This window comes from Mucilaginibacter sp. L3T2-6 (genome assembly GCF_030519355.1).
Lineage (GTDB): Bacteria > Bacteroidota > Bacteroidia > Sphingobacteriales > Sphingobacteriaceae > Mucilaginibacter.
In genome coordinates this window covers 82,864-109,244 of record NZ_JAUMKC010000001.1, presented here as the reverse complement: position 1 = coordinate 109,244, position 26,381 = coordinate 82,864, and the positions used below count along the sequence as shown (strand labels likewise).

At 44.6% G+C, this 26,381-nt stretch carries 27 protein-coding genes; 6 read left to right on the top strand and 21 right to left on the bottom strand.

Annotated features, from left to right (window positions below; genetic code table 11):
* Positions 1 to 13: 13 nt before the first annotated feature.
* Together Q3W13_RS00605 and Q3W13_RS00600 are read left to right on the top strand one after the other, a co-directional pair.
* Positions 14 to 994: a DUF5668 domain-containing protein gene (locus tag Q3W13_RS00605; RefSeq protein WP_302860501.1), complete on the top strand. Its 981-nt coding sequence runs from the start codon at positions 14 to 16 to the stop codon at positions 992 to 994.
* A gap of 67 nt (positions 995 to 1,061) precedes the next feature.
* Positions 1,062 to 1,727 carry an RDD family protein gene (locus Q3W13_RS00600; RefSeq protein ID WP_302860500.1) on the top strand — a complete coding sequence of 222 codons (666 nt, stop codon included), beginning with the start codon at positions 1,062 to 1,064 and terminating at the stop codon, positions 1,725 to 1,727.
* 74 nt (positions 1,728 to 1,801) lie between these two features.
* Here Q3W13_RS00600 and Q3W13_RS00595 read toward each other — a convergent pair whose 3' ends face one another.
* Together Q3W13_RS00595 and Q3W13_RS00590 are read right to left on the bottom strand one after the other, a co-directional pair.
* Positions 1,802 to 2,425 carry an RDD family protein gene (locus tag Q3W13_RS00595; protein WP_302860498.1) on the bottom strand — a complete coding sequence of 208 codons (624 nt, stop codon included), beginning with the start codon at positions 2,423 to 2,425 and terminating at the stop codon, positions 1,802 to 1,804.
* Between the two features lie 19 nt (positions 2,426 to 2,444).
* Complete coding sequence (locus tag Q3W13_RS00590) at positions 2,445 to 3,092, bottom strand: RDD family protein (protein WP_302860496.1); 648 nt, start codon at positions 3,090 to 3,092, stop codon at positions 2,445 to 2,447.
* A gap of 247 nt (positions 3,093 to 3,339) precedes the next feature.
* Here Q3W13_RS00590 and Q3W13_RS00585 point away from each other — a divergent pair, with 247 nt between their 5' ends.
* Together Q3W13_RS00585 and Q3W13_RS00580 are read left to right on the top strand one after the other, a co-directional pair.
* The gene (locus Q3W13_RS00585; protein ID WP_302860495.1) at positions 3,340 to 6,075 is read left to right on the top strand and encodes a PAS domain S-box protein; all 2,736 of its coding nucleotides are present in this window, start codon (positions 3,340 to 3,342) and stop codon (positions 6,073 to 6,075) included.
* 126 nt (positions 6,076 to 6,201) lie between these two features.
* A complete protein-coding gene (locus Q3W13_RS00580) occupies positions 6,202 to 6,600 on the top strand; it encodes a hypothetical protein (RefSeq protein ID WP_302860493.1) in 399 nt (132 codons plus the stop codon).
* Here the strand turns inward: Q3W13_RS00580 and Q3W13_RS00575 are convergent.
* The 19 genes from Q3W13_RS00575 to Q3W13_RS00485 all read right to left on the bottom strand — a co-directional run bounded on the left by Q3W13_RS00575 (position 6,560) and on the right by Q3W13_RS00485 (position 20,902).
* Positions 6,560 to 7,411: a sterol desaturase family protein gene (locus Q3W13_RS00575; RefSeq protein ID WP_302860492.1), complete on the bottom strand. Its 852-nt coding sequence runs from the start codon at positions 7,409 to 7,411 to the stop codon at positions 6,560 to 6,562. The genes Q3W13_RS00580 and Q3W13_RS00575 overlap by 41 nt on opposite strands.
* Positions 7,412 to 7,480: 69 nt before the next feature.
* Positions 7,481 to 8,272, bottom strand: a complete 792-nt coding sequence (gene cdaA / locus Q3W13_RS00570; protein WP_302860489.1) for a diadenylate cyclase CdaA — start codon at positions 8,270 to 8,272, stop codon at positions 7,481 to 7,483.
* 99 nt (positions 8,273 to 8,371) lie between these two features.
* Positions 8,372 to 8,851: a group II truncated hemoglobin gene (locus Q3W13_RS00565; protein ID WP_302860488.1), complete on the bottom strand. Its 480-nt coding sequence runs from the start codon at positions 8,849 to 8,851 to the stop codon at positions 8,372 to 8,374.
* 76 nt (positions 8,852 to 8,927) lie between these two features.
* Complete coding sequence (locus Q3W13_RS00560; protein WP_302860486.1) at positions 8,928 to 9,986, bottom strand: TerC family protein; 1,059 nt, start codon at positions 9,984 to 9,986, stop codon at positions 8,928 to 8,930.
* Positions 9,986 to 10,957 (bottom strand): polyprenyl synthetase family protein, encoded by a 972-nt coding sequence (locus Q3W13_RS00555; RefSeq protein ID WP_302860484.1) that lies wholly within the window; start codon positions 10,955 to 10,957, stop codon positions 9,986 to 9,988. The genes Q3W13_RS00560 and Q3W13_RS00555 overlap by 1 nt, the downstream gene beginning before the upstream one ends.
* Before the next feature lie 107 nt (positions 10,958 to 11,064).
* Positions 11,065 to 11,634 (bottom strand): DinB family protein, encoded by a 570-nt coding sequence (locus Q3W13_RS00550; protein ID WP_302860483.1) that lies wholly within the window; start codon positions 11,632 to 11,634, stop codon positions 11,065 to 11,067.
* A gap of 5 nt (positions 11,635 to 11,639) precedes the next feature.
* The gene (locus Q3W13_RS00545; RefSeq protein WP_302860482.1) at positions 11,640 to 11,975 is read right to left on the bottom strand and encodes a helix-turn-helix domain-containing protein; all 336 of its coding nucleotides are present in this window, start codon (positions 11,973 to 11,975) and stop codon (positions 11,640 to 11,642) included.
* A gap of 60 nt (positions 11,976 to 12,035) precedes the next feature.
* On the bottom strand, positions 12,036 to 12,539 hold the full coding sequence (locus Q3W13_RS00540; RefSeq protein ID WP_302860481.1) for a hypothetical protein: 504 nt from the start codon (positions 12,537 to 12,539) through the stop codon (positions 12,036 to 12,038).
* 112 nt (positions 12,540 to 12,651) lie between these two features.
* Positions 12,652 to 13,461 (bottom strand): hypothetical protein, encoded by an 810-nt coding sequence (locus Q3W13_RS00535; RefSeq protein WP_302860480.1) that lies wholly within the window; start codon positions 13,459 to 13,461, stop codon positions 12,652 to 12,654.
* Positions 13,458 to 14,294: a serine hydrolase gene (locus Q3W13_RS00530; protein ID WP_302860479.1), complete on the bottom strand. Its 837-nt coding sequence runs from the start codon at positions 14,292 to 14,294 to the stop codon at positions 13,458 to 13,460. Before Q3W13_RS00530 ends, Q3W13_RS00535 begins: the two co-directional genes overlap by 4 nt.
* Before the next feature lie 294 nt (positions 14,295 to 14,588).
* Positions 14,589 to 14,786: a hypothetical protein gene (locus Q3W13_RS00525; RefSeq protein WP_302860478.1), complete on the bottom strand. Its 198-nt coding sequence runs from the start codon at positions 14,784 to 14,786 to the stop codon at positions 14,589 to 14,591.
* 209 nt (positions 14,787 to 14,995) lie between these two features.
* A complete protein-coding gene (gene atpG / locus Q3W13_RS00520; RefSeq protein ID WP_302860477.1) occupies positions 14,996 to 15,898 on the bottom strand; it encodes an ATP synthase F1 subunit gamma in 903 nt (300 codons plus the stop codon).
* Positions 15,899 to 16,018: 120 nt separating this feature from the next.
* Positions 16,019 to 17,593, bottom strand: coding sequence for a F0F1 ATP synthase subunit alpha (gene atpA / locus Q3W13_RS00515; protein ID WP_302860476.1), 1,575 nt, complete (start codon positions 17,591 to 17,593; stop codon positions 16,019 to 16,021).
* A gap of 28 nt (positions 17,594 to 17,621) precedes the next feature.
* Positions 17,622 to 18,179, bottom strand: coding sequence for an ATP synthase F1 subunit delta (gene atpH / locus Q3W13_RS00510; protein WP_302860475.1), 558 nt, complete (start codon positions 18,177 to 18,179; stop codon positions 17,622 to 17,624).
* Positions 18,180 to 18,304: 125 nt separating this feature from the next.
* On the bottom strand, positions 18,305 to 18,799 hold the full coding sequence (atpF, locus tag Q3W13_RS00505; RefSeq protein ID WP_302860473.1) for a F0F1 ATP synthase subunit B: 495 nt from the start codon (positions 18,797 to 18,799) through the stop codon (positions 18,305 to 18,307).
* Positions 18,800 to 18,894: 95 nt separating this feature from the next.
* Positions 18,895 to 19,092, bottom strand: a complete 198-nt coding sequence (gene atpE / locus Q3W13_RS00500) for an ATP synthase F0 subunit C (RefSeq protein WP_302860472.1) — start codon at positions 19,090 to 19,092, stop codon at positions 18,895 to 18,897.
* Positions 19,093 to 19,128: 36 nt separating this feature from the next.
* Positions 19,129 to 20,187, bottom strand: a complete 1,059-nt coding sequence (gene atpB, locus Q3W13_RS00495) for a F0F1 ATP synthase subunit A (RefSeq protein WP_302860471.1) — start codon at positions 20,185 to 20,187, stop codon at positions 19,129 to 19,131.
* Positions 20,188 to 20,210: 23 nt separating this feature from the next.
* A complete protein-coding gene (locus Q3W13_RS00490) occupies positions 20,211 to 20,606 on the bottom strand; it encodes a hypothetical protein (RefSeq protein WP_302860469.1) in 396 nt (131 codons plus the stop codon).
* A 74-nt stretch (positions 20,607 to 20,680) separates the two neighbouring features.
* Positions 20,681 to 20,902, bottom strand: a complete 222-nt coding sequence (locus tag Q3W13_RS00485) for an AtpZ/AtpI family protein (protein ID WP_302860468.1) — start codon at positions 20,900 to 20,902, stop codon at positions 20,681 to 20,683.
* 182 nt (positions 20,903 to 21,084) lie between these two features.
* Here Q3W13_RS00485 and Q3W13_RS00480 point away from each other — a divergent pair, with 182 nt between their 5' ends.
* Complete coding sequence (locus Q3W13_RS00480) at positions 21,085 to 24,105, top strand: tol-pal system YbgF family protein (RefSeq protein WP_302860466.1); 3,021 nt, start codon at positions 21,085 to 21,087, stop codon at positions 24,103 to 24,105.
* Between the two features lie 5 nt (positions 24,106 to 24,110).
* Positions 24,111 to 26,354 carry a transglycosylase domain-containing protein gene (locus Q3W13_RS00475; RefSeq protein WP_302860464.1) on the top strand — a complete coding sequence of 748 codons (2,244 nt, stop codon included), beginning with the start codon at positions 24,111 to 24,113 and terminating at the stop codon, positions 26,352 to 26,354.
* The last annotated feature ends 27 nt before the right edge of the window (positions 26,355 to 26,381 follow it).

Sequence of the window (26,381 nt, the reverse complement as noted above, 5' to 3'; positions counted from 1 at the left end):
AAATAGAATCAAGATGAAAAACGATAAAATAGTTCCGGGCATTATTTTAGTGCTTATTGGCGCGGCCATTTTGCTGGCCAACTTCGGATACCTGCATTTTCAATGGTATAATATCTTTCACCTGTGGCCAATATTTTTAGTGATTGGCGGTGTAAACCTGGTTTTAGCCAACAATAAAACCCTGTGGGCAAGTGCTGTTAAAATATCTGTACTGGTTATTGGTTTAGGCCTTTTATTTTTTGGCGATTTTGGCGACAGGTACAGCTTTTGGCCGCGCCACTTCAGCTTTCACAATAATCATCGTTATTATAACAACGATGACAATGATGGCAACGATGACGAAGGAGATAATTACGACAATGGACAAGCGGGCAGCCATGTATTTAACCAGCCATATACAAATAATGTAAAATTCGCCAAGCTCAATATCAATGGCGGGGCAACAGCTTTCTATCTTTCAGATACCACTAACCAGTTGTTCAGCGCCAATACCAATGACAATAAGGACAGGTACGACTTTTCCGGCAGCATGGTTGACTCAGCTTATGTGGTGAATTTTAAAATGAAGGATCACCGCGGTTTTCACTGGGATTCGCATGACGACAACAGGGTAAACCTGTTGCTGAATCCGAACCCTATATGGTCGGTGGACCTTGATGCAGGTGCAGCAAAAGTTGATTTTGACTTCTCTAAATTTAAGGTCAAAGCCCTTAACGTACGGGGGGGCGCAGCTGCATTCGATATAAAGATGGGTGAACCATTAGCATCTACAACTGTTGAAGTGAATACCGGCGTTTCCGGGGTTAATATCAAAATACCTGAAAACGCAGCATGCAGCATCGAATCGAACTCAGGCTTATCTGGCAATGATTTTGATGGTTTTACCAAAACCAGCGACAATCACTACGAAACTCCGAATTTTGCAGCAGCCAAAAATAAAATGTACATCCACATTAGCGGCGGCTTATCGGGCTTTGATGTAAGCAGATATTAGCGGCTGTTAAAAAGTTATATAGTTGAAAGGTTGTAATGTTGTTTAGCGTTACAACCTTTTAATTTTTATGGTCTTTATAATTTACCTTTGTTTTTCAACTTTCAATCCTCCGGCATTGCAACCTTCTAACAATTTATATTTCCTCGTAATCAACGGCAAGCCGGAGGGCCCATTCAGCATTGAGCAGTTGAAAGGGCATAAAATAAAGCCGGGCGATTTTTTAAAAACGCCGGACATGATTGATTACAAGGAAGCTCACGAAATAGCGGAAATACGCGAGCTGCTGGGATTTACTAAACAAGCCCTCATTCCCCAATATTTCGGCAGTTTCGACCAGCGCCTTCTGGCCGCCGCGCTCGATTGGTTCTTCACGGCAGGCGCATGTATCATCGTCGTATTTATAATTTCGCTGTTCATCGGCGATAAGGTGGCCCGGATAACTTTGTCGCTTAGCCTGTTGGTATTAATTCCGGTCATAAATTTTGTTTACCATGTTATCATGGAACGATCTGCTAAGCAAGGCACTTATGGAAAACAAATCCTTAAAATAAAAGTATGCGACATGCAGGGTGAGCGTATCGGTCCGGGACGTGCTATCGGCAGAAACGCCGCTAAACTATTTTCGGTAATGACTTTTTTTGTTGGATACCTGTTCGCTTTCTTTACCAAACAACAGCAATGCCTTCATGATATGATGGCCGGCACCCTTGTGATCAAAGATCGATTGATATAAGTTGTAAGAAGCGACGGACATCGGCAGCCATTTTGCCGGCTAATATTTTGTATACAGGCTGCCTGCTGCTGCAACTAACCCCTGCTGCTATTTTTCCGCCTTCGCACTACATATACCTTCACAAACTCGTCGTGCCAGGCCTGACGGTGTTCGTCCCACAGTACACGCAGAAAACCCAGGTAGAAAAACAAACGCGACAATATTTTATAAAGATTTCTTTTGAATGCCCTAAAAAAGCCAATGCCCGAACCATCAATATCGACAACTACCAGCCGGCATATCCTTTTACCAATACTTCCCTTCATCGGCGTTATCTCGCAAATAGTATTATAAAGGATAATTACACCCTGAAAAATTACCAGCGCCAACAATAGGCCCTTGGGCGAATTGGGGTCAATTACCCCGCTCCTTGCCAACTGGTCGAGCACAAAATAGGTACTTACCTCTATTATAAAAAAATCAATGATGTAAGCAAGCAGCCGCCACCAGAATGAAGCCAGGTTGCTTTTTGTCGGAAAATATATACCCAGCGATTCAAAATACGACGAAAGTTCGGGCACATCGCAGGCATCTTCCCAGTTGGCGGCCATAGGCGACCGTACCCTGGTATTAATTTCAAGGTGAAGGCGTATCAGTTCGTTAAAGGTATAGGGCCCTTTTTCCTGCCCGTCTTTTATAATGTAATACGCATAACTCATCCCGGTAAGTGAATTACTGCTACAATTTCACCACGTACGTTTTGGCGAAAATATCGTGCCAGGCTTGCTTATGTTCGTTCCAGATTATATTAAGGAAACCGATGCCAAAAATAGTGCTTGATACTATTTTGCCTAAGTTGCGCAGGAATGCATTCACAAAGCTGAGGCGCTGCCCATCGATATCCACCACCACGAGCTTGCACAGTTTTTTTCCGAGGCTGCCCTGTAACGGCGACGATTCCCAGGCAGCATGGTAAAGTATCATTATCAAATTGATGATCAGCATCAGTGTAAATATGTCATGCATCGACATAAGATCCGTTATGGGCGCTTTGGCCAGCTGATCCATAGTGGGTAATTTAAAAGTGAAGCCGGCCGCAGCTAAAGCAGTAAATACAAAGTTATTAACGAACGAGAGAATGATATAATCAATAACCCAGGCCATCAGGCGCCATCCAAACGAAGCAAGGTTGTCGCCGGTAGGTAAATAAATCCCCCGCGACTCAAAATAAGGATAGAATTCAGGAAGATCGCAGGCATCCTGCAAGGTATTTTCCAGGGGCGAAAGTATCCTGGTATGAATATCCAGGTCCATCTGTGTTAACTCGTTAAAAGTAAACGGGCCGCGTTGTTCGCTGCCATCTAAAATATAATATTCGTGAGCCATTAATGCTAAAGTAGCGTTTGAAGATTAAAATAAGGGCCAGATTCTGCTTTTTTATTGCCAGGCAACAATAAACACAACCAGCGGTTGTAAAGTTACCCGAATAAAAACAAACCTGTAAATTTTAATATTTTTTATGATGGTTTATCTACTACAACGATAGTTTCGATTAGATAAAATGTTTATTTTTATCAGCATGAATAACTTACCCCAATTGTGTTAACTCACAATTTGAGTTATCAAGCCCTCTATGAAAACACTTTTGCCTGTCCCTGAAAACGAGCAGGAGCGCCTTAGGGCCCTGCGAAATTATGAGATTTTAGATTCGCTTGAAGAAACCGAATTTGACCGTCTTACCAAATTAGCATCCATTATATGCGAAACTCCCATATCAGCAGTTTCGCTGATTGATATCGACAGACAGTGGTTTAAATCGTCCGTCGGCCTTAGCAGCAAACAAACGCCCAGGGAGCAGGCTTTTTGTGCACACACGATAATAGATGAAAGCATCCTGGAGGTGAAAGACGCAACCGCTGATAACCGTTTTAAAAACAATCCGCTGGTTACCGGCAGCCCGGATATCCGTTTTTATGCCGGCGCGCCGCTGATCGATCCGCAGGGTTATGCACTTGGCTCGCTATGTGTAATCGATACCAAGCCTAAGGCATTAACAGACAAACAAAAGCAGGTGCTATCCCTTTTGGCAGATGAAGCCATTGCGCTGATTGTGGAGCGCAGGCAGCGGGAAGAGCTGCGCAATTTTGAAAAAGTATTTAACCTGTCGAACGACCTTGTTTTTATCGGAGGTATCGATGGCTACTTTAAAAAAATAAACCCGGCTTTTACCAGGCTCTTCGGCTGGAGTGAAGATGAAATCTTAAACACTTCAAGCTTCGAATTCTATCATCCTGATGATATACACAAAACTGCAGAGGAATTGCAAAAGCTGGCTGACGGGAAAAATACCATTAACTTTTTACAGCGATTTAAAACCAAAAGCGGCGACTATAAAACTATTGAATGGACCTCATCGCCAGAGCCGGGAACAGGCAATATCTTCGGTATAGGCCGCGATGTTTCGGAACTGGTGCTTAAAGACCAGCAACTGGCAGCCAGCGAGGAACGCCTGCGTGTATTTTTCCAAAATTCACTGGGAATGATGTTCACCCACGATCTGGAAGGGGGCATACTCTCTATAAACAATGCCGGGGCAGCTGTTCTGGGCTATTCCCGCGAAGAGCTGCTTGGAATGACGCTTTATGACATAAGTATAACCGAGCGCCGCAGCGCTGTAGATGAATATCTGCAAAAAATAAAAGAAGAAGGACATATGCAGGGGCAGACCTCTACCCGGCATAAAGACGGCTCCGTGCGCATCTGGATGTATAACAATGTGCTGGAAAACAGCACCACCGGCGAACCCTATGTGATTGTTAACGGCATGGATATTACTAACCGTTATAATTTGGAAAGAGACCTTAAGCGTACCACCCGTATGCTGGAGCAAACCAATAAAGTTGCACGGGTAGGCGGATGGGAATATGATATTGAGAAACAAACCATTTATTGGTCGTCGGTAACTAAAGAAATACATGGCGTGCCGCCGGATTATAAGCCTGACCTGGAAAGCGGGTTAAAATTTTATGACAGAGAACAAGACCGGCGCCGGATAAAAGAGGCGCTTGCGGCGGCTATGACGAACGGAACCCCGTGGGACCAGGAGCGGCAGTTAACAACTGTTAGCGGCGAAAAGATATGGGTAAGGTCAATTGGGAATGCTGAGTTTGAAAACGGGATATGTAAGCGGCTTTTCGGTACATTCCAGGATATCAACGATTTTAAATCGGCCGAGTTTGCATTACAGCGGTCATTAGAAGCCCAGGAAAAGCTGAATGCCGTTATGCTTGAACACATAGAGCTGATTGAGCAACAGGATAAAACCATCGAAAAAATACAGGAGTTTAAATTCCTTGCGGATTCTATCCCGCAAATGATCTGGACAGCCGGGCCCGACGGCACTTTTGATTATTATAACCAGCATTGGTTTAATTATACCGGGATGTCGTTTAATGAAACTCTCGCAAAAGGCTGGCAACCCGTATTAAATGCAGAAGGCTTTGCAAAGTACGAAAAAGCCTGGGCTGAATCATTAAGTACAGGCAAGCCTTTACAAATGGAGTTACGCTTCCGGCGGGCAACAGACGGCGCCTATAAGTGGCACCTTTGCCGCGCCTTGCCCATGAAGGACGACCGCGGCAAAATTACTAAGTGGTTTGGGTCCTGTACCGATATTGATGAATACAAACGTGCATTAGACCTGGAGAACCGCATCAGCCAGTTTGAGGATTTTAACCGCATTGTAGCACATAACCTGCGCGGTCCCGCTGGCAGTATAGATATGATATTGGGCATGATGGCGGAAGCTGATTCGGAAGAGGAGAAATCCGACTACCTGACCATGCTGAAACAATCAAGCACAAAGCTGATCGATACACTGAATGAATTGATGAAAGTATTAGAGGTTCGCAATAACCAAAACCTCCCGTATGACGATTGCGACTTCGGCGAACTGACTACCAGCATTGAACAGATGCTGAAAGGACAGATACTTTCAAAAAATGCTGTCATCAACACCAACTTTGAAGTCAAAAGTATGAAGTTCCCGAAAATGTACCTGGAAAGTATATTTTACAATATGATAAGCAACGCCCTTAAATACAGCAAAGCTGATGTTGCGCCGGTAATAGATATACATTCAAAGGCAATTGACGATAAGATCATACTAACCTTTAGCGACAATGGTCTTGGCATTGATATGAAGCGGCACGCCAACAATATTTTCAAGTTGAACCACACTTTTCATACTGGTTTTGATAGTAAAGGGATAGGCTTATTTATGACAAAAACGCAAATAGAAACTTTCGGCGGAAAAATAAGTGTAGAAAGTGAGCCCAACGTTGGCACGACCTTCACTATTGTATTTTAAGCTGATGCGACGCAAAGCCCTGCGCCGAAACTTTGACTTATTAGCCGCCTAGGAAACAAAGATTTAAATCAATTTTATACCAGAATACATCTTTCCTCCGTTAAACTGATTTAAACTTAAATCGTCATGAAAAAATTCATCCTCCCTGGCATCATCATAGCCTGTGCTGGTCAGCTTAAAGCACAGCAACAGCTCAAGGCTTTATACGATAGCGCAAAAACCTTGCAAAATATCGGTAAATTTCATTCGGATGCATTGGACGCCATTTATGCAAAGCCGAAAACATCGGAATTGCTTGCATTTAACAGCAAGCCCGGCCTGGCTGTAAAAACCGGCGTATTTAAAGCTTTCCCGGACAACATGCCGGTTGCCGTGTTACCCGGAAATTCAAAAATGCCCGTCGCAAAACTAAAGGGTAACGATAACATGCCAATAGCAAAGCTCGAAGATAAGGATGACGCAATCACCAGCATCAAACCATCAACTAAGCTTCCGGCAACACTTTTTCCCGGGCCTCAAAAGTAACAGGCTCCCCGGCTTCTGTTTTTAAGGATTGGCGGATAAGTTTGCCTTGCTCCCGCTGACCGACCACTTTATCGTAGCTGTCTTCATACGTGGCATGGTTGGTATGCATTACCCTGTCCCAAAAATTAAAGTACAAGCCATAGTTGCAGCGCGTAAGCCTATGATGCATATTGTGGTGAGTGGAAGTATTATGCCATTTAAAAAAACGATGACTGGCAAAACCTTTAGGAAACAATTCATACCCCAAATGCCCCATTACATTCATCAGGAGTGAGTATAAACCGAAAATTACAATTGTTGTGGCATGATGCGGAATGATGAATGCTATGAGCGGGATAATCCCCACTTCTATCACCGCCTCAACAGGATGAAATGCATAAGCCGCAAATGGCGTAGGATTTACTGATAAGTGATGTACCCTGTGCACCCATTTAAACAAGGGTTTCCAGTGCATCAGGCGGTGTGTCCAGTAAAAATAGGTATCGTGCATTAAGATCATCAGTAAGATACTGAAGAAATAATAAAACCATCCATATTTATCGGCCGGGGCATATACGGGAGTCAGCCCTTTCATACCGGCAATCACCGTAAGCATAATTATCACCCCGAATATCAATACGGTGAAGAACGAGTAGGTAACTTCGCGGATAATATGCTTCTTGTCCGGGTATCGCTGCTGAATCTTGGCGTACCAATAACGCTTTTTACGCCATACGTAAAAAAGAAGGTAGAACGAACCTGTAAATACAAGGTAACGGCTGCTGATATTCAGCAATAACTTTAAAGTATCGTATGAAAGAAGGTTTTCCATCCTGTTCTTTGTCAGTTAACCCGGGCTTTCCCTGTGGCAAAGCACATTATCGTATTATAACGCCCGAAATCAAAAATCCTTATTCAGCAATTTTTCCAGTTCGGCAAAGCTGATGTTCATTTTTACGCGCCCCTGCTTGGCGTAGGATATTTCCCCCGTTTCTTCAGATACGATGATGGCGGTGGCATCATTAGTTTCCGTAACACCTATACCGGCCCTGTGCCTTAAACCGAATTGCGTAGGCAAATCCGTTTTCTCCGTGAGCGGTAAAATACAACTGGCAGACTTGATCTTATTCTCAGAAATAACCACTGCTCCATCATGCAGCGGGCTGTTTTTTTGAAATATACTTTCGATAAGCCTTTTTGATATTTTAGCTTCTATTATTTCGCAGCTGTTCTGGTAAAACTGTTCATCGTAATATTTAGCAAAAACTATGAGGGCGCCTGTACGGGTTTGTTTTAAGCTTTTGCAGGCATCGATAATAGGTTTGATGCGTGCATAATTATCTTTTTCGCGTTCAGCCTTACCAAAGAAATATTGCCACCAGGCTTTGTTGCGCTGCAGGGAGGCGTTCTTACCTACCAGCAGCAAAAATCGCCGTATTTCCTGCTGAAAAAGTACAATAACCGCAATAATGCCTACGTCCGCAACCTTCTTCAATATCCCTGCCAGCAAGGGCATCTTCGATTCGGGAACTATGAAGTAAAGCACATAAATGAGCGCCAGCCCAAGGAAAATATTGGCCGCAATTGTACCCCTGATCAGATTATACAACTGGTAAATGATAATAGCCAGCAGCACGATATCCAATATGGAAAACGGCGTTATTCTGAAAAGCTTAAAATCAATCCATTGCATAAAAGCGAAGGTAAGTATTTAGTCGGGAAGTCCGATACGTCAGTAAAGTCCGGAAGAGAATTAGCTGATATTTTCATCCGCACATCAGCAATCTGCATGTCACCCTAAAAACGGCCCTCCTGGTACGCCCCAGCCCCATTCGGGCATTGGTACATTAGGGTCTTCGGATATATCGCCGGCGTTGGAGTTGATGACGGCAATGCGCGTGCCCCATTCCAGGTAAGCCACAAAAGCAGAGCGAAACTCAGGGTCATCAGGCAGGGATAGTTCATCAGCGGTTTCGAGGAGCAGTTCTATCCAGCGTTTGCGGTGTGCTTCGGTTAGATGCCGCTCCAAATGCTTTTGGATCATTTTAAAATGACTGCCCTCGTTTTCACTGTAAGTTTTTGGTCCGCCTAAAACTTCCGCAACAAAATGAGCAACGTGTAACCTATGCCGGAGCGACATGTGCCTGAAAACAGGCTCCAGCGTATCATCATTCAAAACCTTGTCGTAAAACTTATCGAACAGTTCTATAAAGACGGGCATTCCTCCCGCCCATTCATATAAGGAGGGTATTGGGGTATTTTTGTTTCCCATGGGAATAGATGTTTGAATGATGTAAAGTTGAAAAGTTGCAATGTTATTTGCAATACCCGCCGGGTCAATTTCTCAGCTAATCTCTGATCTCGGCCTTTTCCTTTCTCGGGAATACCAGGGATGCAGCAATGCTTACCGCTAAAATTCCGAGTATTATCAACAATGACACACTGGTCGTCAGTCCAATTTCCTCTGCATAGTTAGCGCCGAGCATTTTTAGCCCGATAAACGCCAGCAGTATAGCCAAACCCACTTTAAGGTAATGGAATTTGTCGATGATGTTCACCAGTAAAAAGAACATCGATCTTAAACCTAAAATGGCAAATATATTAGAGAAAAAAACGATGTAAGGGTCTTTGGTGATGGAAAATATTGCCGGGATGGAATCGACCGCGAAAACCAGATCGGTCACCTCGATAACCAGCAGAACAAGAAAAAGCGGCGTGATCAGTTTTTTCCCATCAATTTTTATAAAAAACTTCCCCCCCTCAAATCGTGGGTGCACCGCAAAGTACCTGGAAGCAAACCTCACTATTCTATGGTTTTCGGTATCGATCTTCTCTTCCTGGTTACGATTAATGAACATGCTTACGCCGGTATATACCAAGAAAGCGCCGAAAATATAGAGTATCCAGTGGAAATGCGTAATCAACGTAGCACCCACAAAAATAAACGTAAAGCGCATCAGCACTGCCCCGATTATACCCCAGAATAGCACCTTGTGATACAGGCGTGAGCTAACGCCGAAGGCTGTAAATATCAGTACAATAACAAAGATATTGTCGACAGATAAAGCATATTCAACCACGTAACCGGTCAGGAATTCAAGCCCCAGGTTTTTGCGGTAAAGCTCAAGGCCGCCGGCAAAATCGTTAGGGTTTAGTTTGAGGTGGTGAAGATGCTTTGCGTTTACCTCCTGCAACGTGGCAAAATTGTCCACATGGTGCAGCAGGTGGCCGTAATTCAGGATCAGTACATAAAAGCCAAGCGCCATTGATACCCAAACGGCGCTCATTATGGCTGCCTGCTTTAGAGTGACGGCCCGTTCATGTTTGGCAAAAAGACCGAGATCGAGCGACAGCATTATCAAAATGAAAACGATAAACCCGGATATAAAAATCGATTCGCTGCTCATTACTTGTTGCGCTCAGTAGTAAAACGTACCAGTTGTTCTAGCCCTGTACGAGCCTCGCCTTCGGGAAAAGTATTCAATATTTCAAACGCTTCGTCCTGGTATTTCTTCATTTGTGTTTCGGCATACTGCAATCCGCCGGTGTCTTGCACAAACCTGATGATCCGCGCTATCTTCTCAGGGTCGTCGTTATGATTTTTTACCAGGTTTATCATCTCCTTCTTAATGGCCGGTTTGCTGTTGTTCAGTGCAAATATCAGCGGGAGGGTAACCTTTTTCTCTTTAATGTCTATGCCCAGCGGCTTGCCTACGTCATCGGTACCGAAATCAAACATATCATCCTTAATCTGGAAAGCTATACCGGTTTTCTCACCAAATACGCGCATCTTTTCTATGGTTTCGTCATCAGCCCCGGCCGAAGCAGCTCCGCATTCGCAGCAGCTGGCTATCAGGCTGGCCGTCTTCTGGCGTATCACTTCATAATAAACCTTCTCTTCAATATCCATCCGGCGCACTTTCTCCACCTGCAGCAACTCGCCCTCTATCATTTGTTCCATGGCAGTTGACACGATTTTTAAGAAGCGATAATCATCGTTCTTCATCGAGAGCAGCAGCCCTTTCGACAGCAGGAAATCGCCTACTAAAACGGCAATTTTATTTTTCCATAAAGCGTTTATCGAAAAAAAGCTGCGGCGCTGGTAGGAGTTGTCTACCACATCGTCGTGTATCAGCGTGGCGGTATGCAACAGCTCTACCAAGGCTGCGCCACGATGGGTGCTTTCGTTAATCCCCCCGCAGATGGCAGCCGAAAAGAAAACAAACATCGGCCTGATCTGCTTTCCTTTACGCTTAACAATATAATGGGTAATACGGTCGAGCAGCGGCACTGAACTTTGCATCGAAGCCTTGAATTTGCCTTCAAAAACATCGATATCGGCCGCAATGGGTCTTTTAATCTCGTTGATGCTCAACATTAAGTTACGCGCTTTTTACTCGCGGCACAGCGTGTCCGCTCAAGGCACAAACATAATGAAAAAGTTGATGGTTCGTAGGTCGCGGCGCATAGTTCGTGGCAGAAATGTCAATTGCATGGCGATCCATGTTTCCAGGCCGGTATGTACCGTTCCTTTATCAGGTTAATGTGGTGCTGTTCATGCCCTGCTATATGGTAAGCCAGTGCGCGTACGCTGGCATTATTGGCCGTGCCTGTCCCTCTCCCGATCCGCATAAATGAATCTTCGGGTAAACCATTAAATAAGGCGATAGTTGACATACGAACAAAGTAATACTCTTCGAAGATATTATCCAGGTTACGTCCATCCGCCTCCGAATAGGTAACATAGCTATCCTGGTCAAAGCCGATCAGATTATTCTGCTCGTTTCGTGCAAAACGGAGCGCGCGGTAAGCAAAAATACGTTCGTCATCAATGATATGCACCAGCGTTTCTTTTATACTCCACTTGCCTTCGGCATAACGATGGTAAAGCATTTGTGCCGGCAGATTATAAATCAACTCCTTTACATCGTAAAAATTTTGCATCAGGTGTTCCAGCACGCGCCCGTCATCCGGGATCAGCTTCATATACATGATAGCATAAGGCGGGAATTCGCCTTCCAATGGCTTTGGGATGGTTCTTAGATTCAGCATCATGCTTGTTATAACGTCCCTTTATTATGTTCCCTGCCCCATTTTATCATTTCGTCAACAACCGGGGTGAGTGTAAAGCTATGGCTGGTAAGCTTATATTCCACCGAAACAGGCCGCCCCTCCTGAACAATGCGGATAATAAGCTTGCTGGCTTCCAGGTCTTTCAGTTCCTTCGAAAGTACCCGGGTTGTTATGTTCGGAATATTACGTTGCAAATCCCTGAACCGGGATATACCGGAATACATCGACAATAAAATCGGCAGCTTCCATTTACCATTTATTACCGACAGCGTGTATTGCACATTATTTATTCTGTCAGAAAGCTTACTATTTACCTGTCTCATAATGATATCCATTGATAAATTAGGTATCAAATGTATATCATAAAATTTGTAATACTGAAACTAATTTACTTTTATCGATGCAAAAAGCTCATCTCTGTTTTTCGTGTCCTGACCGTCCTTTAACAGCGCCGTAAATGAATACATGTATTGACCGATAATAACCATATACGTGTATGATTTAAGTTTTTGGCCTTCATTTATACCATCGAAGCTAAAGGTATGCCATCCGTGAAATGTGCCGGTTTTAACGTCGCTGAGCGTAAATCCCTTCATCTGCCCCTCCATGCCGTTACGCAAACCATCTGGAAACTCTTTTTGATCAAGCATGGGTGCAAGAGCAGCCGAATCAAGACCGGCGGCAGCTTTAAAATCTACTTTTGTAACTATACAAACAGTGCTGTCTGTGGTGAGCGACATTACAGTGCCTGGCAAAAGCTCCTTTGGCACAGTTGGCATCTTTGCCGATACCCTGCTATCTATTTTGTAATCAACCCAGCTGGTTTGAGCGAAAGAAAAATTGCTGAAGAACAAAATTGCGGTTAGGAGAAGGTAAATTTTTTTCATGATTATTTGTTGTTATTTTGATTTAAAGATGAACATAAAAAGGCAATTGACAAGCGATTATCTTAATCCTTTGATGTACTATTTATTGCCTATCCATATTGCGGTAATATCATTACTGCTTATCAAAAACAATATTCCGCACCCGCCCGCCTGACAGTTTAAACCCTGCTATTTTAGCTTTGTTGTCTTTAAAGAATTTGATGTTGCCATTGCTGCTGGTGAAACTGTCGGCAGTTATGATGTCGGGATTAAGCCCGAAATCTCCAAGCCGCATATGGTGAACCATCAATTTCCCGTCTTGAACTGTTACCCGGTAAGTAGTTTCCAGTTCTTTACTGTAATAATTTCCCGCATATTGCCCGAATTTTTGAAGATCAATTTTAACGGGCGTGATACGTGGGCTGACGTTACCCTTATACCTGATAGCTTTTGCGTTATCAGTAATTTGCAGGAATGTAATACTCGAATGATAGGCCGGTACCCAAAGCACGGTATCCGATTTCATTTCCGTTGGAAACTTATCCTCGCCGTTTGCCTGTGTCATCAACTTTCCATCCTCCAGTGTAAGCGTTACAAACCAGGTTGGGCCAAGTCTGTAAATACCGGTATATTTTTTAAGGATGGCGGTATCAATATTCACCGTGGGCCCGTCACTTAAATCTTCGCGTTGTGGTCCGCTTTTAGGCTGCTCTTTCAAAAATAACTTGGCCACTGTGTTTGCACCGCCAAAAGAGTCGAAGCCGCCGGCATTGCTCAACAATATGATGGAAAGCTTTTCATCCGGGTAGTTGGAAATAATGGTAGCGTAGCTGGCCCAGCTCCCGGTATGCAATATGTTTTTCACGCCATCAGCACTTGAAACGCCTAAACCATACGCATACCCAATGCTGCTCCCATTATTCAGCCTGCCAGTCTCTGTCATGCGCAAAAAACAGGATCTTTCTCATCCAGTCCTTTTTGAAAGCGAATTACCCATTTACCCAAATCTTCAACCGACGTAAACATCGAACTGGAGCCAAAGGCAGTCAGTTCGTCATTGCTCCTGTGGTAAATACCGCCATCAGAGTAATAAGAACTTGCCAGGTTTTTAACGACTTTTGAGTAATCAACCAGCACCTGTGTCGACTTCATGTCCAGCGGTTTAAACAGATTATCATCAAGCCATTGCGCCAGGGTTTTGCCGGTTACTTTCTCTACTATCGTCGCCAGCAGGTTATAGCCGGTGTTTGAATATTGATATTGCGAACCTGGCACAAAATCAAGGTCGTGCTGCTTTTTAACCATGCGCATGATGTCTTCCCAGCCAAAGGCTTCGTCCCAGCGCCAGCCGGCCGCGTGCAGAGCCTCGGGCCAATCGCGCAGGCCGCTGGTATGGTGAATTAGGTTGCCCACTGTTACGGGTTTCTCAAACTGCGGTACATCAGGCAGGTATTTATGAATATCGTCATCGGGCGAAAGTTTACCTTGCTGTATCAGCGTCGAAATCGCAAACCCGGTAAATTGCTTGGAAACAGAAGCTATATCGAAAACACTGACAGGTGTGATGGGAATATCATATTCCAGATTGGCCAGTCCATAGCCTTTTTTGAATATCACATTCCCGTCTTTTACTATCAAGACTGCAACGCCGGGGCTGCCGGGTTGCGTGTAGCCCTTAAAAATAGAATCGATGTTTGCCTGTAAGGGTATGTGATGGCTTTGTGCTTGGGCAAAAAGGCCTGCAACAAGCAGCAACAGCGTAAAACGTTGTCTCATGATTTAGCGGTTAACAGTAATGTAAATATGACTATTAAAATCCGCAAATGTTGCACGGCGGCGCCCCGTTGTTCAGCCGTCATTTATGTACGCAGAACCGGAACTAATACCGTTCCCCAAAACTTTTAACGCCGCGAACAGCCGGGTTACAGGGTTTACAGAAGGTTTACAGTTTTCATGTGAAACTCTTTTATAAATATTTGAATATCAATTATTTAATGGTTTCATCGTGGGTTACACCTGTAACCTTGGAATGAATTACAACTAACTGAATATCAATTAATTATCAAATAACTATCTTTTTTTGTCCCCGGGGTGAACCGGCTGCTCTTCCTTTTCATGCTTTTTGGCAATGTCGCCGCCGTGAGGCTTGTTGGCTTTATATTCTTTATCCTCCTTCCGTACCACACTTTTGTGGCCATTATCGTTTGGCCTGTCTGTAGGGGTATCTGCCGGTGACGGTTTATCTTTTGAGTTTGCTGGCTTTGTCATAATGGGATAACAAAGGACAAATGCGAATTGTTTATTTGTCTGAACTCGATTCTATAGAATTAACAAATTCGTCGAACTGGCTGGGTAAATGAGCCTTTGAAATTAAGGTAATCCTTAAATTCTGGTTCAGACAAAAAAGGCCCACCGTTTCCGGAAGGCCTTTTATGTTTTTTAAGTCTCCCCTTTAGGGGAAATTCAGAGGGGCAATTTTATTCTGCCGACAACGCTGCCGCACCGCTCACAATTTCCGTTAACTCGGTAGTGATGGCTGCCTGGCGTGCCTGGTTGTATGATAATTTCAGCTGTTTCAATAACTCACCTGCGTTATCAGTTGCCTTGTCCATTGCGGTCATACGGGCGCCATGCTCTGATGCGTTTGAGTCAAGCACTGCCTTGTATACCTGTATCTTAATATTTTTAGGGATAAGCTGCTCAACAATGGCCTCCTGCGACGGTTCCAGGATGTAGTCAACCTGTGCCTTGTCTTCTTTCCTGGCATCTTTAACCGGCTCTTTCTTTTCAGCTTTTGGAACCGGCAGCAGCTGCTCAACAGTTAATATCTGCATGGCTGCGTTCTTAAACTGGTTGTATACCAGCTCAACGCGGTCGTAATCGCCTTTTAAAAAGCCTTCCATAATACTTTCGGTAATTACCGAAGTATTTTCGAAGTTAAGGTCCAGGTAAAGGTCGTTATTGTTACCGATAACGTTGTATTTACGGCGCTGGTAAAACTCCTGGCTCTTTTTACCTATAGAAACTATAGATACATTGCCGGCTTTAAACTGCTCGCTGTATTTTTCGGATATCAGGTTATTGGCTGTCTTAATAACATTGGTGTTAAAAGCGCCCGCCAAACCACGGTTTGAGGATACCACAATAATCAGCACTTTTTTAGGCTCGCGCTGCGCTAAGAACGGTGAAGAACCATCTTCAAGGCTTGCCGACAGATTTGCAAGCAAATCCTTCAGCTTATTAGCATACGGGCGCAATTGTATGATAGCGTTGGTAGCTCGCTTCAACTTGGCAGCCGAAACCATTTTCATGGCTTTGGTGATCTGCTGTGTCGATGTTACCGACTTAATCCTGTTTCTTACTTCTTTTAAATTAGCCATTCTTTAAATGTGCGAACTTTTGATGTGCAGATGTGCGGATGAACCCCACATCCAAATTATATGATTAATTAATGAAGCATAATGCCAATCCGCATATCCGCACATTGGCACATTCGCACATTAATATTTTCCGCTCAATTCCTTAGCTACTGTTTCCAGTATGCCGGTTATAGAGTCATCCAGTTTACCTGCTTTCAATGCAGCAAGTACTTCAGGGTGGCGAACTTCCAGCTGGCCGGTAAATTCCGCTTCGAACTCTCTAACTTTATTGACAGGAACATTACGCATTAGGTTCTTGGTACCCAGGTAAATAATAGCTACCTGTTTTTCAACTGTTACCGGCGCATACTGGCCTTGTTTCAGCATTTCCACGTTGCGTGCGCCTTTGTCCAGTACGTTTTTGGTTGATGCGTCAAGGTCTGAACCGAATTTCGAGAAGGCCTCAAGCTCACGGTATTGTGCCTGGTCAAGCTTTAAAGTACCGGCAACTTTCTTCATCGATTTGATCTGCGCGTTACCGCCTACACGTGATACCGAGATACCTACGTTGATGGCCGGGCGAACACCGGCGTTAAACAAGTTCGACTCCAGGAATATCTGGCCGTCAGTAATTGAAATTACGTTGGTTGGGATATAGGCAGATACGTCACCCGCCTGTGTTTCGATAATTGGCAATGCAGTTAATGAACCGCCGCCTTTTACGATACCTTTGATCGACTCCGGTAAATCATTCATCTGGCTGGCGATAGAGTCATTCTGGTTGATTTTAGCGGCACGCTCCAATAAACGGCTGTGCAGGTAAAATACGTCCCCAGGGTAAGCCTCGCGGCCCGGCGGGCGGCGCAGCAGCAATGATACTTCTCGGTAAGCAACGGCCTGTTTCGACAAATCGTCATAGATGATCAAAGCAGGGCGTCCGGTATCGCGGAAGTACTCACCAATAGCAGCACCGGCAAACGGTGCGAAGAACTGCATGGTTGCAGAGTCCGACGCGTTTGCTGCCACAATGATAGAATAAGGCATAGCGCCCTTTTCTTCCAGCGTGCGAACAATGTTTGCTACGGTTGAAGCTTTCTGGCCGCAGGCAACATATATACAGATAACCGGTTTGCCGGCATCATAAAATTCCTTTTGATTGATGATGGTATCGATACAAACCGCAGTTTTACCGGTCTGGCGGTCACCGATAACCAACTCACGCTGGCCACGGCCGATTGGGATCATCGCATCGATAGCTTTGATACCGGTCTGCAAAGGCTCGGTTACCGGCTGACGGTAGATAACACCCGGCGCTTTACGCTCCAGGGGCATTTCGTAAGTCTGACCTGCGATTGGGCCTTTTCCGTCGATAGGGTTACCCAGGGTATCCACAACACGGCCAAGCATGCCTTCACCTACATTGATAGAGGCAATCCTGTTGGTACGTTTCACGGTGTCACCTTCTTTAATGTCGTCGGATTTACCAAGCAATACCACACCTACGTTATCTTCTTCAAGGTTAAGTACGATACCCTGTAAGCCGGTACCAAACTCAACCAGCTCGCCTGATTGTACTTTTGTTAATCCGTAAACGCGTGCGATACCGTCGCCCACCTGGAGCACCGTACCCACTTCTTCTAATTCAGATTCTGACTTGAAGCCCGCTAATTGCTGACGCAAAATTGCCGATACTTCGTCTGGTCTTACCTCTACCATTTTTAAATTTTATTTAGAGTTTTAGTGTTTAATTTTTTACCGGAACTACCCTGCGGGCAAATTCCTTTTTCAATTTATGTAAATCGCTTGCAATACTGGTATCAACCTGCCGGTCGCCTACTGTTAAAACAAAACCGCCTATCAGCGACTTGTCAACTTTAGCATCCAGCTTTACAGTTCCGCCTACAGCCGCCTGTATATCAGCTATCATCGTATTCCTGTTAGCATCTGACAATGGGGTTGCCGATACCACTGATGCGTGGATGATATTGTTTTTGATATCATACAGGTTAATAAACTCGTTTGCGGTCGCATATAAAACATCCCCGCGGCCTTTATTAACCATCAGCGTAAAGAAACCGATGCTGGCCTTATTCATTTTCGATGAAAACAGCTCGGTCAGGATCTTCGTCTTTTTTTGCTGCGGAACAATAGGGTTAGCAATAAGCGCCTTCAGTTCCGGGCTGGTTTTCAGGGTATGCAGAAACAGGTCCATATCATTCTTCACCGGCTCCACAATATTTTGTTCCCCGGCAAGGTCAATTAACGACTTGGCGTACCTGGCTGCTACTGTTAATTCTGACATTCTTTTTTTATTTCGGAGTTCGGAATTTAGATTTCGGAATTATTTAGTTGGTAATATATTATCAGGATTGGATGCAAATTTCAAATTTCTCAAATCCGAAATCGAACATCCGAAACCCGCAATCATTAACTCAACTTCACGTCTTTTAATAAATCACGAACCAATTCGTCCTGTTTCTTCTGGTCCTCAAACTGTTTGCGCAATACTTTCTCAGCAATATCCAGCGATAATGCAGCAACCTGGTTCTTTACGTCGGCCATTGCAATGGCTTTCTGGTTATTGATCTCGATGCGGGCAATCTCCAGCTGGCGTGCACCTTCTTTTTGTGCAGCCTCCTTAGCATCAGCAATAATCTGGTTTTTCACCTTGGTTGCTTCAGCTAAAATGGTATCGCGCTCTGCACGGGCCTGCTTTAATAAAGACTCGTTTTCGCTGGTCAAACGCGACATTTCCTCACGAACAGCTTCTGCTCTTAGCAGCGCAGATTCGATAGAATTCTCCCGGTCATTAACCGCCTTTAGGATAGGTTTCCACGCATATTTCTTTAAAATAAACAGGAGGATCAGAAACGTTATTGCGGTCCAAAAAATTAAACCTGGATTGGGGCTTACTAAGTCCATTATTACTACTTATTATATTTCTTATACTTTATAAACATGTTTTTAAAACAAGCCCGGAGCCAACCGCTCCGGGCCGTTTTTTCTCGAACCCGCTGTTACAGCAGGGCAACTACCACGGCAAACAAAGCAACACCTTCTACAAGGGCCGCAGCGATGATCATGTTAGTTTGAATTTTTGAGATTGCTTCGGGCTGGCGAGCGATAGCTTCAACAGCTTTGCCACCAATCTGGCCGATGCCGATACCAGCACCAATTGCAGCAAAACCTGCACCGATAGGACCGTAAGTAGTCATTGTTTATTAATTTAAAGTGTATATAGATAATTAATTTTAAATTACTTCCTGGTGAGCCTCGTCATGGTGTTCCTGAACTGCCATACCTATAAACAGAGCCGACAATATAGTGAACACATACGCCTGAAGGAATACCACCAGTACTTCAATTACATCGATGAATAACGCAAACCCGACTGATACAGGCGCTATCCATATAGTATTGAATATAAATATAAGCGAAATAAGGCTGATGATCACGATGTGACCGGCCAGCATATTTGCAAACAAACGGATCATCAAAGCGATTGGCTTCGAGAATATACCCACAATTTCCACCGGTATCATAATTGGAAACAACCACCATGGATTAGGCGAAAAAATATGCTTCCAGTAATACTTATTACCGTTAAGATTGATCACCAGGAATATGATAAATGCGAGTGTGAAAGTTACCGCGATATTACCGGTTAGGTTATATCCGCCCGGGAAGAAAGGAATCATCCCGAAAAAGTTATTGATCAGGATAAAAAAGAAAACGGTAAGAAGCAGCGGCATAAAGCGCTCATATTTCACACCGATATTAGGCAGGGCCACATCATCCCTGATAAAAAGAATAACCGGTTCAACAAATGACTGCAATCCTTTTGGAGCCTTACCCGCACGTTTCTTATAAGCCGCAGATGCGCTTAAAAATACAAACAGCAAAACCAGCCCCGAAAGCCACATACCCGCAACGTTTTGGGTGATCGAAAAATCCCATACTTTCTTTGTAGCAGCTTCGTCAACCTTACCTTCCGCATCAACTACCTTAACCTTATCATGCTCCAGGCTATAGTTATAATATTTACCTTTATAAATATTTCCTTCAGGATTAAATTTCTCAGATGAAAAAAATTCCAAACCTTTATCGGTATACAGAATAATTGGAAGCGGAACAACAACTTTTTCGCCCAGGAAATGCCACTCGTGCTTATCAGTGATGTGCTCCATCGCTGTTTTGCCGGCATCAAACTTTTCAGCCTTTTTTTCCGGCTCCGATGCCTTGGCTGTAAATGCGCCAAACGCTAAAAAAAACGCACAAATTAACGATATGTTAAGAATTTTTGATTTCAAAATCGAGCCGTTTATCATCTAAATCAAGTTTTCTGCCTTAAAATTTTGTGCCGCAAGGTACGCAACAAAATATAAACTTCAAAGGCTGTATTTAAGAAATATATGTAAAAAAAATCGCCCACAAAAACATACTTGTTTACCTTGTTTTTTGCCAGTAAAACCAGTACGAAAACAAGGCATGCAAGTATCTTAACAACGGTTGCGCCCAGAAACGCCTCAGAAAACATATTGGGGAACATTTGGCGCACAATCAGCACCCCGGTTACCACCAAAAGTGTTAGCCCTGCAAGGAAAAAAAAGACAAGCCAGAACTGAGGTGTTATTATTTTGGCAGTGGTATAATGCTCAAAATAATATGGTGGTATGGCTATAATAAAGGTAAACCATACAAAAAAAAATATTGCGTAATAAATTTTCATGAATTGCGTTTTTGTGCCTGTTCAGAAGGAATTAAGGATAAATTCGTATAAGCCTCGGCCTGGTAATTCTGCCTCTATTCTTTTATCGATCTGATCACAAGGTACAAAGATACAAAAACGCCGGTAAGTGAAAGGATGGCTGTCACCCATTTAGTATGATGGCTGGCCGATTCATCGATTTTATAGCCCGCGAATGAGAACAATCCAATAATGCCGATCATCTGAAAGCCCATCCCCGTAAATTTTAAATAATTATTTACAGGCCGCTTATTTTTATTTTGTTCATTTTCATCCATATGCAAATTTATTAATCCCGTTGGGTTATTTTAGTAAATTAGCGAGGCTTTTATAACCATCTGATAAATTGAACAGGACTTTTAAATTCTATACACTTAAGCAACTTAACCTACTGCTTTTGATAGCCTTACTGATTACTGCCGGTTGTTCGCTTGAAAAAAAAAGCGGTTTTAACCGGGCAATGCAGAACCTCACCGCACACTATAACGTCCTCTTTAATGCAAAAGAATTACTGCGCCTGAAGCTGGTTGCCTATGAATCCGCGTTTTTGGATAATTACAATGAGGTTTTAGCGGTGTATCCTGATACTACAGCGCAAAGCAGCACGCCCGACAAGGACCTGGAAGAGGCCATAGCTAAAGGCAACAAAATAATCAATATTAAGGAGCAAAGCCATTACCTGGGCGATGCGTATTTGGTTATAGGCAAGGCCAATTACCTGGAGGGGAATTATTTTAACGCAAACGAGTTCTTCAGCTACGTTATCCGTTCGTTTCCCGACAGGAAGGACCTGGTGCAGGACGCACTTACCTGGAAGGCGCGCTCGCTGATGTACCAGGGGTTACTGCCGCAAGCCAAACTGACCATTGATACAGCTATTCAGAATATCGACCCTAAAAAGAATAAAAACCTTATAGCCGATATATATGCTACAAAATTGCAGTATGATATTTATGCCCAGGAATATGCAGACGGTGAAGCGATGGCTAAACTTGCTATTGAGCATTGTGGCGACCGGGTAAAACGCCTGCGGTGGACTTTTATACTAAGTCAGTTGGAAGAGCTTAACCAAAAACCCGCGGATGCAGTTGCCCATTACAGTAAGATTGCCCGCAGCAATGTCTCGTTCGAGATGGCCTTTAACGCCAGCCTGAACAAGATCAGGATTGAGGATGCCCGTAACGGGATAAAGACCAGCCGTACTGAGCGCCTGCGTGCATTGCTGAAGGACCCTGACAACCGGGATTTTAAAGACCAGATATATTACCAGGTGGGCGAATTGCAGATGGCTGACAAAAATATTGATGACGCCATTAAAGATTACAAGTTATCGGTCAGCAACAGTACAATTAATCAAAGTCAGAAAGGCTTGTCCTATTTGCGCCTTGCCACCATTTACTTTAAAAACAAAGCCGATTACCTGAGCGCTAAGAAATATTACGACAGTACGCTGATGGCGCTGCCCCCGAATTATCCGGGCTATGCATCTATACGGAAAATGAATGCAAATCTGAAATTACTGGCGGATGCTTACCAGTTGATTGCCCGTGAAGACACCCTGCAATCCTTAGCCCGGATGGATCAGAAAAAGCGTGATTCGGTTATAGATAAAATGGTGAACGACAAGATACTGCAGCAACAGGCCGGCGTGTCCGCTACAACGGCGGCTAACGGCGCGTATAATGCAGTTAATAATGGCAATGCCGATGTGGCCGGCGGCTTACCGGGTACCCCGGGGCGACGGGGTCAGGGCCGGCAATCCGGACAAAACAATGCCGGCAGCACATTTTATTTTTATAACACCGCTGCGGTAAGCCAGGGTTACAGCGATTTTAAACGCCGCTGGGGCGACCGTAAACTGGAGGACAACTGGCGGCGCAGCAATCGGGTGAACAGCGATATCACCGGCAACCAGGCTACTGCCACGGTTATTGACCCCGATGCACCTGCAGGAATACAAACCGCCATGACCGCGAAGGCGGGCTCAGCGGGAGTGAGCGGCTATCGTAACGAACTGGTAAAGGGACTTCCGCTTACGCCCGAATTGCTTGCACAGTCGAACCTGAGGGTTTACCATGCTTACGTGGATATTGCCAATTTTTACCGCGACATACTTGCGGATAAAAAGGAGGCCATAATAGCCTACGAAAATATATTAGCCCGCTTTTCATCAGATCCTAACAAAGCTGTAGTCTATTATAACCTGTACCGGCTTTATAGCGATGTTGACGCCGCAAAAAGCGATAAATACAAGAATCTGCTGTTAAAAGACTATGCAGATACGCCGTTTGCCAAAATAATTTCCGATCCTGACTATGCAAAAAAGCTGGATGATGCTAATGCCGGATTTACAGCCGCCTACAACAAAGTGTTTGATCTTTATGCCAGCCGGAAATACAGTGAGGTGATTGCCGGCGTGCCGCCGATATTCAAACAATATCCGAACAACAAGCTGGCGGCGCAGCTGTTCTATTTGAAAACTATCGCCGAGGGCCATAGCGAAAAAATAGGGCCGTTTACCGACAGCCTGAAGCAAATAGCCGCCAGATACCCTGACGATAAACTGGTTACGCCATTAGTTAACGAGCAGTTGGCATTTATCAGCGCTAATATTGCTGAAATGCAGGCCAGGCCGGTTGTATTAGCAGATGATAATCCGCAGGATATCCCGTTTACCCTCGACCCTGCTTATAAAAAGGAAACCGCCTACAGGCCGGCGGTAGACCCGCGTGCAGTATACGCGCTGCAAAAACCGCAGCAACGGATTGAAAAACTGCAGCCAAAACCGGCGCCCCCGGCCGGGGTAACGCCTCCGCCGGTTGTTCGCCCTCCCGTTAAAAAGCCGGATACAGTAGGACAAGAACAAGCCGTCATTAAAAAGCCTGTCACTGTTGCCACACAACAGGCTGCGGTGAAAAGGCCGGATACCGTTGCCCAACCACCAATGGCTGAAAGAAAACCGGATACCGTTCCTAATCAAGCCCGGATTATACCACCAGTGGTTAAGCAGCAACCGGTTCAACATGCCGATACCGTAGCCGCCATTGCGCAGCAGCAAACGCCCGCCATAACGCAGCAGGCACAACAGGATTTAAAAAAGGTTGATCTTGTGCCGTCAATTTTTTCAGAAAAAGACAGTACCAACTATTATGTTGCAGTAAATGTATATAGCGGTACAACTAATCTGGCATCTACGCGTTTTGGTTTCGGGCAGTTCATCAGGGCAAATTATGCCGGCAAAGGGATAAAGCATCAGTTGCTGCCTGTTGGCGCCGACAACCAGGTGATATATATCGGCCGTTTCTATTCTCTTGACGATGCCAGGAAATTTGCCCGCGAGGTGAGGCCTTTGTTACCGGATATTATGAAGGTGGCCAAAGAGAAATACACGTTTTTTATAATAACGCAGGAAAATCTGAATAAATTAGCCGATGCAAAATTGCTGGATAGCTATTTAGATTATTACCAGCGAAATTTTTAACTATCATGATTATTAAACTCCGACCGGAAGACATACGCCGGTATAACTGGTACATTTGGAAAACGCTTATTGCTTTTGTGGCGCTTTTTATATTGCTGCTGGTTGTTACCTATTTCGGTTTGTTTGGCCCGCTGCCCTCATTCCGCGCTATAGAGAACCCTAAAAGCAACCAGGCTTCCGAAGTTCTGGCTGCTGATAAGTCAGTATTAGGCACCTATTATGTACAAAACAGATCAAGCGTAAATTACTCGCAGTTATCGCCAAACGTGGTAAATGCTTTAATAGCTACCGAAGATGTGCGTTTTAAAGAGCACTCAGGTATAGACTTTCAGCGTTTACCCGGGATTGTTTTTTTTACGATGATCGGCAAAAAGCAGGGCGCGAGTACCATCACCCAGCAGTTAGCCAAAAATCTTTTTACCGACGTGCCTTCGCGAAATCCTTTCGTGCGCTTTACACAGAAACTAAAAGAATGGATTATAGCCATCCGCCTCGAAAGACGCTATACCAAGGAAGAGATCGTGACGATGTATCTCAACACTGTTAGTTTTGGCGCATATAATACGTTTGGTATTAAATCGGCAGCACGTACTTACTTTAACGTTACGCCCGATAAACTCACACCTGATCAGGCGGCTCTTCTTGTAGGTATGTTAAAAGGAACGGTGTACTATTCGCCGATTCGCCATCCCGACCGCGCACTGGCCCGCCGTAATACCATTCTCGACCTGATGGATAAGCAGGGCTTTTTAAGCGGCGGTCAGGCCGCGGAATTAAAAGCAAAGCCGATCGGGCTTAACTTTAGTCTCACAACCCATAATGACGGGCCCGCACCCTACTTCAGGGCGGTACTGAAACAGGAAATTCAAAAAATATTTAAGGACCAGAATATCACTAAAAGTGATGGCACGCCTTACGATCTCGACCGCGATGGCCTTAAAATATACACCACTATTGATGCCACCATGCAGCAATATGCCGAGGAAGCACAGCAGGAATATATGAAAAAGCTGCAGGTTGAGTTTGATAACCAATGGAAAGGGGTTAACCGTGCCAGAAGTATAAAAAACTATAAATTATTGCTCGATCAGGGAATGTTTCGCTCTGACAGGTATAAACAACTACAACTACAGGGCAAATCAGAAGAGGAAATACGCGAGAATTTCAATACGCCGGATACCGTTAACCTGTTTACCTGGCACGGGGACATTGATACCCTGATGAAGCCTATCGACTCCATTGTTTATACAAAAATGACTTTGCGTAACGCGCTGATGAGCATGGATCCTACAACCGGCTATGTAAAGGCTTGGGTGGGCGGTACAAACTTCGAGCATTTTAAATACGACCAGGTTAAATTAGGCACACGGCAGGTCGGCTCTACCGCCAAGCCATTCACCTACGCTGTAGCGATTGAAAATGGTTTTTCGCCCTGCCAGGAAGTAGACAACGTACCTGTAACCATCACAGGCTACGGATCGGAGCCCTGGACACCCAAACAGTCGATGAGCGACTACCTGCCCGGCGCTATTACCTTGCGTAAGGCCTTAGGCTATTCGCAAAACTATGTCGCCGCTTATGTAATGAACGAGGTTAAACCAGTGCCCGTAATGGAACTGATCAAGAAAATGGGCATTACCAGCGATGTACCGCCATATCCGTCAATATGCCTGGGCACTTTCAATGCCTCAGTTTATGATATGACCGGCGCGTACTCCGTATTTGCAAATCATGGCACATGGACAGAACCCACTTATATTTTACGCATAGAAGATAAAAACGGCAACGTGATTTACACCCATACGCCAAAGGTGGTCCAGGCGATGGACGCACAAACGGCTTATGTAATGACATCAATGCTTAAAGGTGTGATAGAGGATGGCACCGGCTCGCGCCTGCGTTACCGCTATGGCTTTAACAATCCTGTCGGCGGCAAGACCGGTACTACCCAGGACAATTCTGATGGCTGGTTTATGGGTATTACACCGCAGCTGGTTACCGGTGTATGGACAGCCTGCGAAGACCGCGATATTCACTTCCGCTCAACACGCCTTGGGGAGGGCGCCAACTCCGCCCTGCCGATATTTGCCGGCTTTATGAAGCGCGTATATAATAACCCCGCGCTCGGCATTAAACGAAATGTCGATTTTGATGCTCCTAAAGGCGGTGTGAGTATCGTGCTGGATTGCAGCCAGTACCAGCAACAGCAGCAGGGTACAACGGAGGTAGATAAAAGATTGGGATTCTGATATTCCGCATCGTCATTTTGAGGCACG

Bases quoted from the DNA above. Each gene is read 5' to 3' on its own strand.
- Q3W13_RS00605 (WP_302860501.1), top strand. From the start codon at position 14: ATGAAAAACGATAAAATAGTTCCGGGCATTATTTTAGTGCTTATTGGC.
- Q3W13_RS00600 (WP_302860500.1), top strand. From the start codon at position 1,062: ATGGTCTTTATAATTTACCTTTGTTTTTCAACTTTCAATCCTCCGGCA.
- Q3W13_RS00595 (WP_302860498.1), bottom strand. From the start codon at position 2,425: ATGAGTTATGCGTATTACATTATAAAAGACGGGCAGGAAAAAGGGCCC.
- Q3W13_RS00590 (WP_302860496.1), bottom strand. From the start codon at position 3,092: ATGGCTCACGAATATTATATTTTAGATGGCAGCGAACAACGCGGCCCG.
- Q3W13_RS00585 (WP_302860495.1), top strand. From the start codon at position 3,340: ATGAAAACACTTTTGCCTGTCCCTGAAAACGAGCAGGAGCGCCTTAGG.
- Q3W13_RS00580 (WP_302860493.1), top strand. From the start codon at position 6,202: ATGAAAAAATTCATCCTCCCTGGCATCATCATAGCCTGTGCTGGTCAG.
- Q3W13_RS00575 (WP_302860492.1), bottom strand. From the start codon at position 7,411: ATGGAAAACCTTCTTTCATACGATACTTTAAAGTTATTGCTGAATATC.
- cdaA (WP_302860489.1), bottom strand. From the start codon at position 8,272: ATGCAATGGATTGATTTTAAGCTTTTCAGAATAACGCCGTTTTCCATA.
- Q3W13_RS00565 (WP_302860488.1), bottom strand. From the start codon at position 8,851: ATGGGAAACAAAAATACCCCAATACCCTCCTTATATGAATGGGCGGGA.
- Q3W13_RS00560 (WP_302860486.1), bottom strand. From the start codon at position 9,986: ATGAGCAGCGAATCGATTTTTATATCCGGGTTTATCGTTTTCATTTTG.
- Q3W13_RS00555 (WP_302860484.1), bottom strand. From the start codon at position 10,957: ATGTTGAGCATCAACGAGATTAAAAGACCCATTGCGGCCGATATCGAT.
- Q3W13_RS00550 (WP_302860483.1), bottom strand. From the start codon at position 11,634: ATGATGCTGAATCTAAGAACCATCCCAAAGCCATTGGAAGGCGAATTC.
- Q3W13_RS00545 (WP_302860482.1), bottom strand. From the start codon at position 11,975: ATGAGACAGGTAAATAGTAAGCTTTCTGACAGAATAAATAATGTGCAA.
- Q3W13_RS00540 (WP_302860481.1), bottom strand. From the start codon at position 12,539: ATGAAAAAAATTTACCTTCTCCTAACCGCAATTTTGTTCTTCAGCAAT.
- Q3W13_RS00535 (WP_302860480.1), bottom strand. From the start codon at position 13,461: ATGACAGAGACTGGCAGGCTGAATAATGGGAGCAGCATTGGGTATGCG.
- Q3W13_RS00530 (WP_302860479.1), bottom strand. From the start codon at position 14,294: ATGAGACAACGTTTTACGCTGTTGCTGCTTGTTGCAGGCCTTTTTGCC.
- Q3W13_RS00525 (WP_302860478.1), bottom strand. From the start codon at position 14,786: ATGACAAAGCCAGCAAACTCAAAAGATAAACCGTCACCGGCAGATACC.
- atpG (WP_302860477.1), bottom strand. From the start codon at position 15,898: ATGGCTAATTTAAAAGAAGTAAGAAACAGGATTAAGTCGGTAACATCG.
- atpA (WP_302860476.1), bottom strand. From the start codon at position 17,593: ATGGTAGAGGTAAGACCAGACGAAGTATCGGCAATTTTGCGTCAGCAA.
- atpH (WP_302860475.1), bottom strand. From the start codon at position 18,179: ATGTCAGAATTAACAGTAGCAGCCAGGTACGCCAAGTCGTTAATTGAC.
- atpF (WP_302860473.1), bottom strand. From the start codon at position 18,799: ATGGACTTAGTAAGCCCCAATCCAGGTTTAATTTTTTGGACCGCAATA.
- atpE (WP_302860472.1), bottom strand. From the start codon at position 19,092: ATGACTACTTACGGTCCTATCGGTGCAGGTTTTGCTGCAATTGGTGCT.
- Q3W13_RS00490 (WP_302860469.1), bottom strand. From the start codon at position 20,606: ATGAAAATTTATTACGCAATATTTTTTTTTGTATGGTTTACCTTTATT.
- Q3W13_RS00485 (WP_302860468.1), bottom strand. From the start codon at position 20,902: ATGGATGAAAATGAACAAAATAAAAATAAGCGGCCTGTAAATAATTAT.
- Q3W13_RS00480 (WP_302860466.1), top strand. From the start codon at position 21,085: ATGCAGAACCTCACCGCACACTATAACGTCCTCTTTAATGCAAAAGAA.
- Q3W13_RS00475 (WP_302860464.1), top strand. From the start codon at position 24,111: ATGATTATTAAACTCCGACCGGAAGACATACGCCGGTATAACTGGTAC.